At 43.1% G+C, this 8,464-nt stretch carries 9 protein-coding genes; 2 read left to right on the top strand and 7 right to left on the bottom strand.

The annotated features are described in order from the left end of the window. Window positions 1–102: 102 nt before the first annotated feature. The 6 genes from ABF638_RS35420 to ABF638_RS35395 form a co-directional block, all read right to left on the bottom strand. On the bottom strand, window positions 103–1,218 hold the full coding sequence (locus tag ABF638_RS35420) for an LptF/LptG family permease (RefSeq protein WP_435027458.1): 1,116 nt from the start codon (window positions 1,216–1,218) through the stop codon (window positions 103–105). A 226-nt stretch (window positions 1,219–1,444) separates the two neighbouring features. Further along, window positions 1,445–2,173 (bottom strand): LPS export ABC transporter ATP-binding protein, encoded by a 729-nt coding sequence (gene lptB / locus ABF638_RS35415; RefSeq protein ID WP_190911860.1) that lies wholly within the window; start codon window positions 2,171–2,173, stop codon window positions 1,445–1,447. 30 nt (window positions 2,174–2,203) lie between these two features. After that, the gene (locus tag ABF638_RS35410) at window positions 2,204–2,701 is read right to left on the bottom strand and encodes an LptA/OstA family protein (RefSeq protein WP_435027457.1); all 498 of its coding nucleotides are present in this window, start codon (window positions 2,699–2,701) and stop codon (window positions 2,204–2,206) included. A gap of 273 nt (window positions 2,702–2,974) precedes the next feature. Next, a complete protein-coding gene (locus tag ABF638_RS35405) occupies window positions 2,975–3,367 on the bottom strand; it encodes a DUF309 domain-containing protein (RefSeq protein WP_435027456.1) in 393 nt (130 codons plus the stop codon). Next, on the bottom strand, window positions 3,364–3,729 hold the full coding sequence (locus ABF638_RS35400) for a ferredoxin thioredoxin reductase catalytic beta subunit (protein ID WP_251955895.1): 366 nt from the start codon (window positions 3,727–3,729) through the stop codon (window positions 3,364–3,366). Before ABF638_RS35400 ends, ABF638_RS35405 begins: the two co-directional genes overlap by 4 nt. 249 nt (window positions 3,730–3,978) lie before the next feature. After that, window positions 3,979–5,139, bottom strand: coding sequence for a DUF58 domain-containing protein (locus tag ABF638_RS35395; RefSeq protein WP_435027455.1), 1,161 nt, complete (start codon window positions 5,137–5,139; stop codon window positions 3,979–3,981). A 433-nt stretch (window positions 5,140–5,572) separates the two neighbouring features. Here ABF638_RS35395 and ABF638_RS35390 point away from each other — a divergent pair, with 433 nt between their 5' ends. Continuing rightward, window positions 5,573–6,082, top strand: a complete 510-nt coding sequence (locus ABF638_RS35390) for a hypothetical protein (RefSeq protein WP_435027454.1) — start codon at window positions 5,573–5,575, stop codon at window positions 6,080–6,082. 338 nt (window positions 6,083–6,420) lie between these two features. Then, on the top strand, window positions 6,421–7,200 hold the full coding sequence (locus ABF638_RS35385) for a photosystem II S4 domain protein (protein WP_181931302.1): 780 nt from the start codon (window positions 6,421–6,423) through the stop codon (window positions 7,198–7,200). A gap of 278 nt (window positions 7,201–7,478) precedes the next feature. Here ABF638_RS35385 and ABF638_RS35380 read toward each other — a convergent pair whose 3' ends face one another. Then, window positions 7,479–8,255, bottom strand: a complete 777-nt coding sequence (locus tag ABF638_RS35380; RefSeq protein WP_435027453.1) for an SDR family NAD(P)-dependent oxidoreductase — start codon at window positions 8,253–8,255, stop codon at window positions 7,479–7,481. Between the last annotated feature and the right edge of the window lie 209 nt (window positions 8,256–8,464).

Raw genomic sequence — 8,464 nt, 5'->3', positions numbered from 1 at the left:
ATTGTAGAGACGGCGATTCATCGCGTCTTTTGCCTTAACCGAACCGTATTGGGACAAGGGGGACAAGGTAAAATTGCCTCTGATTTCCCCGTGTCCCTCAATTTATCGTTTCGCAACTCGCATCAATAAGAATAAACCTATTCCCAAAAAAACAAAGTTGGGCAACCAAGCTCCCAAAAAGGGAGAGAGGACACCTGCTTGTGCGATCGCACCACTAATAAAGAAAATTAAGTAGTACGAAAAAATTACTACGACGCTAATCCCAAAGCTGGTACCTCTTCCGGTCCGCTGGGGTATGCTTCCCATCGCTGCGCCTACTAAGCCAAAAACTACACAGACAAAGGGTAAAGAGATTTTTTGTTGAATCCGCACTTGGAGTTTACGAATTTTTTGGCGATCGCCACCAAGATATTCTACTTCTAGTTGATCTAACGCTTCAGAAATATTCATTTCACCATAGTCTCGGCTTTTTTCTGCCAGACTTAACGGCGTGCGCGGTAGTTGCAATTGTTGCTGTTCAAATCTAACGATGTTGCGATAGGAGCGATCGGCAGCGACAAAATAGATCGTGCCGTTGTAAAAATCCCAGACATTTTGAGAAGGATTCCACTGGGCAGATTCAGATACCAAAATTTGATTCAGACCTTTTGTTGAGCGATCTATAATCGTCAAACCTGTCATACGCTTACCATCAAATTGGTCGGCGTAAAACAAGCGTGTCAATATCCTACTCCTAGAACCATCTGGCTGGACAACATCCTGGTATTCAGGATAGAAAATATTTTGCTGTTTAAAAGTTGGTTTGTCTGATTTAAGAGCTTTCTCTAAAGTCATCGCCGCTTGGTAATTTGCTGCTGGCGCAATCTGTTCGTTAAACACAAACGTCATTCCTGTGACTAAAAGACTCAACATCACAGCAGTTAGCACCATCCGATAAACACTCACCCCACAACCACGCAGGGCAATTAATTCGCTCTCGCTAGAAAGACGACTGTAGGTCATCAAAGTAGCCAGCAGCGTAGACATGGGAAAAGCTAAAACGATAAAGTTGGGAAACTTTAACAAAAAAACTTGAATAGCAATATCTATGGGTAGCCCAGATTCTACGATTTTTCTGACCAGATCAAATACAGCATCAATAGTGACGCCAATTGATGAAAATGCTCCGACACCAAAGAAAAACGGCGCTAACAATTCGCTGGTAAGATAGCGATCCATGATCGTAAAAGGCAACAGCGAATGGAGACTATAAAAAAACGTGAACTTCTTTGATATCATAAGCCGGTTTAACAGTTAAATATTGGCAACCCTGGTGAAGCAAAGTATATCTACTGTATTTAGTATCAAAATTTAATTTTAAATAGCAAAAAATTAACTAATAAATTCATGTTTAAGAATAGAAATCAAAATATCCTTTGAAATTATTAATTAAATAATTATGAATTTAGACTTGAAAATTATCCCCTAAATAATATTGCCGCACGAGGGGGTTGCTGTAGAGTTCGTCAGCACCACCAAAAGCGAGGATTTGTCCCTCGCGCATGATGTAGGCGCGATCGGTTATGGCCAGGGTTTCGCGGACATTATGATCTGTAATTAAGATTCCCATGCCGCGATCGCGCAGTTGTGCCACAATTTGCTGAATTTCTGAAACTGCGATCGGATCAACTCCTGCAAATGGTTCATCCAAAAGTAAAAATTTTGGCCCTTCTTGCCCAGCCGCTAAAGACCTTGCTAATTCCGTCCGCCGTCGCTCACCACCAGAAAGTTGAATGCCCTTGCTATTGGCTAATTTTTCCAACCGAAACTCCCGCAGTAAAGTTGTGAGTCGTCTTGACCACTCCCATCGTGGCACATTCGTTTGCTCTAGCACCAACAGAATATTATCCTGTACCGAGAGTTGACGAAAAACACTTGGTTCTTGTGCTAAATAACCAATACCCAATCGTGCCCTTTTATGCATTGGCATTCCCGTAACATCCAGATTACCTAGCCAGACTTTTCCTTGATTAGGTTTTTCTAGACCTGTCGCAATGTAAAAGGTCGTTGTTTTACCAGCCCCATTGGGGCCTAGTAAACCAACGATTTCGCCCTGAGCAACAGAAAGGTTTACACGATTGACAATTACTCGTTTACCGTAAGATTTGTGAATATTCTCTAAAACAATTTTCACGCTGGAGGCACCCTTTCTTGGTGGTAAATGCTAATTAGAAGGCTTGAATGCTGGTGTCTGTGGGGCAGGTGCCGCAGTTTGTGCATTATTCTCTGATTCCTGAATCATGTAGATAGACTCTACCTGACGGTTGGATTGAGGTAGAGCGACAAATCGCCCTTCATCAATTAAATAGGTTACCTTCTCTGCCCGAATACTATTACCACCCTGTTGCAAAATATAGACGTTACCCGTGAAATCAATTCGGCGTTCTTTACTAAAGTACTGTGCTTGGGCAGATGTTGCTTGAAGTTGGCGAGAAGGATACAACATTTGCACATTACCGCGAGCGGTGATTACTTGGTTTTTGGCGTCATATTCTTGCACATCAGCACGGATAGTCAAAGGGCGATTTGCCTCAGCCGTTTGTGCAGTAGCGGTTTGCAGTTGGGTAGGGAATGTAAAAGCGCCCAAAAGTGCAGCTGGCAGCATTAAAGCTAATCCAAAGCGACGCATTTGTGATATGGGCAATTGATAACAGGGCATCATAGGAGTTTGGGATTCAGGATTGCAGCTTGTATTCTAATTATCTCAAGTACTTTATCCAGATATGAAATATACAATCTGGAGTGATTTACGATAACTACTGGCTGAAATAGTGACGCTACCCCCAACCTCAAGGTTTCAGGTAATTGGCATCTCTATGAAAATGAGGTAGGCACAATATGCTGAAAGCGTTCTTGTAAGAGTAGCCGCTCTACGTCTACATGAATGTTGCCTACCAAGGATTTCGGGTAATGCATAACTAATTTCAACAGATGTCTAATCAGTAGTCAGCACAATTCTAGGCAAAGATAATACTTTATTTTCACCCAGATCACCTGATGCAATCTTATCTGGCCCTATTTGTTGTAATGTCGTCAACAATGTTGCGCTCTGACTCAATAGCTCATCTACGTCAACACCCTCGTAACTAGATGGGTAACGGCGTAGACGATTGCTGCCTTCTCCAAGTAGAATTACTGCACCTCGCCAGTTCCGATTCTCCAAATGATACAGTGCGACAGCAATTTGGAGAATGCCTTGATAAAAGCTTTTTTCCGGTTCACTGGCTTCAATCCACAAAGCCTCTAAAGTGTCATGACAGGCGTAGAACTGACCAGAATTAAATTGTTCTACGCCTTGCCAAAACTCTTGGGGGATGGTTTCGCTCATCCCATGCTGTCTCTTACTTCTTTAATTGTTTCGAGAGAGATTTCTTGTTGTTCTCCAGCAAACTCGTTGTCAGAGGTAAGGAACAACATACAATGGCACTCTTTGCGTTCTCTCATTGGCACACAGGGACAGTTCCAGTACGTGGCATGGACTTCAGCCTCTTTATCTTCGTAATGGCGACAAGGACATAAAGGCGCACCTAGTTCGTCTTTATGTTTGGCTAGCCCTTCAATCACAACTGCGGTAACAGAAGGTTCAGAACAGAAGTATGTTCCAGTCCGCTTGGCGTATTGTTCGGAAAAATGCCGCATTGCCTCTAGGCTTTTATCGCTGGATTTTGTGTTATGTTCTGATGTGATCATGTCGCTCATAATTTAAATATTTCTTTGCATTGTACCTCAGTCGCACTAGGGGATTACTGGGTGTATTTCCCCAACCTTGCTTGTTCAAAGGCTGATATGTCCGGTGGACTGGGATCAGAGAAAATCTAAGAAATCACAGAAGCTTAATTTGTCTGGGGAGTGGGGAGTGGGGGGATGAGGGGGATGAGGGGGACAAGGAAAATAACCAATGCCCCATGCCCAATGCCCAATGCCCAACGCCCAATACCTTTATGAACGTAATGTTTTTTGTAGTTGGGGTTGCAGTGGGCGATCGCTTTGCAAAACTATACCAGGATGTTCCCAATTGGTTACCTCTTGTTCTGCTGGTGAGGAAATATTTGGCCACAAAACCCAGCGGCTACCTTGAGGAAGAGTAGAGAGACTCAGGGGGTTTTGAGTCAGCCAAATCAAGGGATAACTTTTAGGAACTACTGAACTGGCATCTTCTAGGGCGGTTGTTGCTGCTAAAGTTTCTAGAACAAAGCGATCGCCTTTTATTAAATTTGTTGATGCTGTCCATAGTTGCACCTGTAATTGCTGTTGCTGCCCATAAAAATACAGCGATGCGGCGACAATTACTGCTTGCTCAAAGTTTTCTTCTTCCCAATTGCTAGCGCTGTCAAGGGCAATAACTATTTCTTGTCCACCTGTCACCATTTCTAACTCCCGCACCCTTAATTCACCATAACGAGCGCTAGTCCGCCAGTGAATTAGACGAGTTGGATCTCCGACGCGGTAAGGACGGAGCGATCGCACCAACCCCGTTGTCGCTGTCTGCAAGGGTCTGCCACGAGGATCGCCCCTTTTACTCTCTTCTTGCCCCATTTCATCCACTAAGGGACAGGTAGACAAAGGTAAGACTGTGGGATAGACGATCGCTGTGGCTGCACAATCACGTTGACGGCGACACCAGAACAATCCCAAAGGCGCACCAGAACCCAGTTCGACTGTGTGCCAGCGATAAACGCCCCGGCGCTGGGTAGGGTGGTAATATACCCAACGGTAACTACCTTGACTAGGAATTGTTTCTATTGCCTTTTGTATTGGTTTCCCTAAAACGAAAGGCAGTATATCCTCGACTTGCAACAAACTTACAGGCTGCTGTGTCTGATTGCGGATTTCTAACTCGACAGTCAGATCATCGCCTGCTGACACAGGTTGCATAGGACGGCGAGTGATGGATAGACCTGTGAGCGATCGCGGCGGTAAAATGGCTGCTACACCCAAAAGGGCAAAACTGATGCCGCTAATGGCGTACAGCCAACCAGCCATCGTATTTATACCTGCCCCAAAAAAACAAATCGCCGTTGCTGCTAGTACCCAACCGCCGTATGCAGGGGCACTGGCGCGGGTTTCTAACCAATTGGTGATGGGTTTGATGATTTTCATGTTTCTTTTTTAACCCAACGCCACTCGTAATTCACAGTATTTCAGGGGTTTGCTAAAAAATCCATAATAGTCATTAATCATTAGTCATTGGTCATTTGTCATTTGTCATTAGTCATTGGTCATTAGTTATTGGTTAGGACTAAGAAAAGCCCAAAGACTTGTGTAGCCTGATTATCACCTCATTTCCAGCCTTAAGACTGGGAATGTCTTCCTAGGGGCTGCTGCCTCTCGTCAACAAAGAGAAGGCGGCAGCCCTTCCAGGATCGTTTCCCAGCCTGGAGGCTGGGAACCAGTGAAGGTAAAGCCTGTGTCTTAACCTAGTGTCATTTGACAAATGACCAATGACAAATGACTCCGCACAACGGTTTGATTCGACCAGGACTGATACGCTGTTAATTAAGGCAAAACTTCTATTAGACAAATTGTAAAATCAATGAATTACCTTGTTGCCGTATTACAAGACCGCATTCAAGCCGAAGCTGCTTACTTAGCTTTAGAAAAAGAAGGCATAAACAGTACCATCCTGGGGAGGGGGTATAAAACGGCTGACGAGTTTGGCTTAATTGACCCCAAAGACCAAGCTAAAAAGCAAGCAAAACTGATGGCAACCTGGCTGATACCATTTGGCTTTTTTGCAGGTTTTACATTCAGCCTCATCACTGGTTTAGATACTTTTGCGTGGGCGGGTGAAGTTGGCAATCACATCGTTGGCGGACTGCTGGGTGCTGCGAGTGGTGCTATGGGTGGTGTGTTAGTGGGTGGTGGAGTCGGTTTACTCCTAGGTAGTGGTGATGCTTTACCCTATCGCAACCGCTTAGATGCGGGTAAATACTTAGTTGCCGTTCAAGGTTCTGAAATTCTGACTCGCCAAGCAACTCGAATATTACGTCAGTTTGATCCAGAAAATATCCAAGGTTATGCCGACACAAATACTGTGTATTGAATGAATCATAGTTTACACATTCTGACACAGCGACTTGAGTTGCTTCCTGTTTTTTGGAGGTGGTTTAAGTCGCTGCAATCAAAAACAAATTCCAATAGGAAGTGCTATCAGCTGATCGCCAGCAGGGATTTTTTTTGAAACAGTAGAAACACTGCTCAATTTTGCCTTTACTCAGCCGGAACTCAAAAGAACGATCGCACTGCCTCAATTTGCATTCTGGAAAAATTCGGAATGCAACAAAATGGTAGAGATGAAAATCTGCTGAAATGGGAATTAAAGTTAAAATCAAGATAGTTATAGCAGATTAATTCTCAATTCATAACTCATAATTTTTAAGAATGTTGCCACGAGAAGAACTTTTAAAAGGTGTTGAAAATCGAGATAGTGTAGCTCGTGTAATCGACCAAGCAGAGCAAGCGATCAAAACTTGGGAAGTGGTTTTGACTGATTTCCTATCTCCCCCAGAGTTGGTAGAAATTCAACGGGTGTTTAACCGATTAACAGAAGTGCAATTGACAGCGTGGGGTGGATATCCGCAAGCTGAACGTCAAAGAATAGCGATCGCTCGTTCGGAACTTCCCTTAGATCAATCTCAAGTCAGCCTTGTCGCCGTGGAAATTGCTGGTAATTTCCTGTTTGATACCGCCTCTCACCGCGACTTTTTAGGCGCAATGTTGGGAACGGGAATTGTTCGTGAAAAAACGGGAGATGTTATTGTCTTGGGAGAACGAGGGGCGCAGGCGATTGTCGCACCAGAGTTGGTGGAATTTTTGGAAATGAGTCTTAAACAGGTGCGATCGGTTCCTGTGAAAACTCAGCAAATTGAGGTAACTGAACTAAGGGTTCGGGAACCAAAGAAAAAAGAATTAACTACTGTGGAGGCTTCTTTGCGATTAGATGCGATCGCATCTGCTGGTTTTGGCATGTCCCGCAGCAAAATGGTTGATTTCATTGATGCTGGTGATGTCCGCGTCAATTGGAAGGAAGTTACCCAAGCTAGTTCTCAAGTGAAATCAGGCGACTTAATCGCCATTCGCTCTAAAGGACGTTTAGAAGTTGGTGAAATCGCCGTTACAAAAAAAGACCGTTACCGAGTTCAATTAACAAGGTATGTGTAATCAGTGAAGAGTGAGAAGTTAAGAGTTAAAATTCGTAACTCCTAACTTGTAAATATATACTTATACCAATTCTATGTGAGGCTGCGGTTTATTCGCGTAGCGGCAATTCATGAATTGCCGCTACAGTCTGTAGTTTTGCATCAGTCCTATAGGCCAATACAGTTCAGAATGAGCAACAAAACCCTCATGTAGAGACGCGATTTATCGCGTCTTCAAAGACCAATTACCCTTAACCCAAGCGTATTGTCCTATAAGCACATCTTCAAACAGAAATGGTATTAGGCTTGAAAGCGTTTTGCTAGCATATTCAGCAGAAGTTTCCGTGGCACGAGTCGAGATAATTTGCTTCTAATTTGAGTCTTAGTATCAGAACTAATAACAGTTGGATACCCTTTTTCCAAAGCCTCTAAAGATTCGCAAACCACTTTTTCGGAAGAATACACTTTATCTGTACTGCTTGCTAGCGCTGGAGGAAAATTAGCTTCTGCAAAAAAGTTTGTTTCTATTGGCCCTGGACAAGTAACTAAAATACGTACACCATATTGACTATTTTCTGCCCATAGCGCTTCACTAAAGCTGAGAATAAAAGCTTTACTGGCAGCATAAACAGAAAGGTATGGTATCGGTTGAAAAGCCGTAATTGAGGATACATTAATAATACTTCCAGAGCGACGTTGCCGCATCAGAGGGAGAAATTTATGGGTTAAATCTACCAATGCTAAAATGTTTAATTGTACAATTTTGACTTGCTTTCCTCCATCACCTTCAGCAAAGTCCCCATAGTAACCAAAACCAGCATTATTGATTAACAAATCAATGGTTAACCCTTTTACTTTAGTGGCATCAAACACACTAGCAGCTGCATTAGGTTCGGTGAGGTCTTTTACTATAACGTCTACTTGAATTTTGTGTTGTTCTCGTAATTCTTTAGCTAATTGGTTTAGTTTCTCTTCAGAACGAGCAACAAGTACAAGATTTGTCTTGCGTGCGGCTAGTTCTTGAGCAAAGGCTTTACCAATACCACTAGAGGCACCAGTAATTAAAGCAGTTGGCATTCTACATATTCAGATAGTTTTTAAGCACCATTAAAATTTTAACTATGCTGGCTATAAGTTTTAACTACCCAAAGTGATATACCCAAAAGAGTAAAAGCCGTACCTACTAATAAAGCCTAAGTGGAGAAAGCCTCCACTCAAAACTTCTCTTTTCCTAATACCAATTCTATGTGAGGCTGCATAGAACCGTAAAATAGAGAGCAGGAAAG

Source organism: Nostoc sp. CALU 1950 (assembly GCF_051172895.1).
GTDB lineage: Bacteria > Cyanobacteriota > Cyanobacteriia > Cyanobacteriales > Nostocaceae > Nostoc > Nostoc edaphicum_A.
Note: the sequence above shows the minus strand (reverse complement) of the source record. Positions and strands in the feature narration are given on the sequence as shown.